General features: G+C 37.4%; 1 pseudogene. It reads right to left on the bottom strand.

Going from position 1 to position 1183, the window contains the following annotated elements:
- Nucleotides 1-937: 937 nt before the first annotated feature.
- A pseudogene (locus ACFIKE_RS10965) lies at nucleotides 938-1183 on the bottom strand (drug:proton antiporter); the annotation flags it as partial.

Raw genomic sequence — 1183 nt, forward strand, 5'->3', positions numbered from 1 at the left:
TTTATTCCGTTAAAGCTTACGGTTTTCTATAAAAAGGCTGTTTTCATGATATCCGCTGTTAATCTCGCGTATTTGGTAGCGATGGAAATATACACGTTTATCGTGTCTGTAAGGGAGCTTGAAGCAATGACATTAGGCGTAAGAGTGCTCTGAAAAGCTTCTTTTGTCCATAAAATTTACAAGAAAAATTTAAAGCCAAGAAAATGTTAGAGAAATTTAAGAGCAAACTGTGAAAATCAAGAAATAGTCTTTTTAGAGATGGTTTGGGGTCTATCATCATACATTATGATTTTCAATGTTTTTAAAATTTCCCTCTCAATGAGAGAAGGATTTTTTATTAAAGCGGGGTAGATTTGTTATGACAGTTCACAATGAAATAGAGAAAAGATTCTGCTTTACAAGCTGTTTTTGTTGCTTCAGCTTCATTTGAACCTGTTGCGATTATGAAATTATAGCGATTCAATGAGCTTGAAAAGGGGTGAATAACATCACCAAGTTTGCAGTGCGGTGCGATTTTCCACATCGCGGTGTGTGGTAGAAGATGATTAGCATTTATAGTGTGCGCGGGCGGAATGCTATATTCTATGCTGGTGCTGTAGGGGTGTCTGTTAGTGCGTTTATGGGACTATTCCGCATTGAAAAGCATGCTTAATTTCGTGGATACTTGCAAAGATACCAACAGAAAACCCCATATTTTAAGAGGTTTTTAGAGGTGTTCAAGAGCACAAAGGAAGCATGAAGTTGATAAACACCGCACGTTACTGGAGATGTCCGAATTTTAGATCTTAAGGAGCTTGTCGGTTTAGTGTCCTTTTATAAAAATTATGAAGGCTTGAGCTAAGGTTTTAGTGTGTTGGTTTCTCAAAAAGTGGTAAACTGCTCTATGATCTTATAAGCCATTGCAAATGTCATTGAGAAGGCATTCAAACAAAGCATATCATAAATCGGAATTCTTCTCTTTATGCGATAAGAGGAGGGCTAGGCAAAACAGTAAAAATGCAGCGATAGAGAATATAAAGAATACGATATATGTTTGGTTTAAGGACAAGTATTCTTCTGTCAGCGAATGGATTAAAAAGCCAGCGAATATACCCCCTAAGGCACCACCTATTTGCTGTAATATGCGTGTGATAACTGCTGTATCTTTGACGTATAAGCTGTTGACATATTGGATGGGGGCGGA

This window comes from Bartonella sp. MU70NMGDW, from assembly GCF_042194085.1.
Classification (GTDB): domain Bacteria; phylum Pseudomonadota; class Alphaproteobacteria; order Rhizobiales; family Rhizobiaceae; genus Bartonella; species Bartonella grahamii.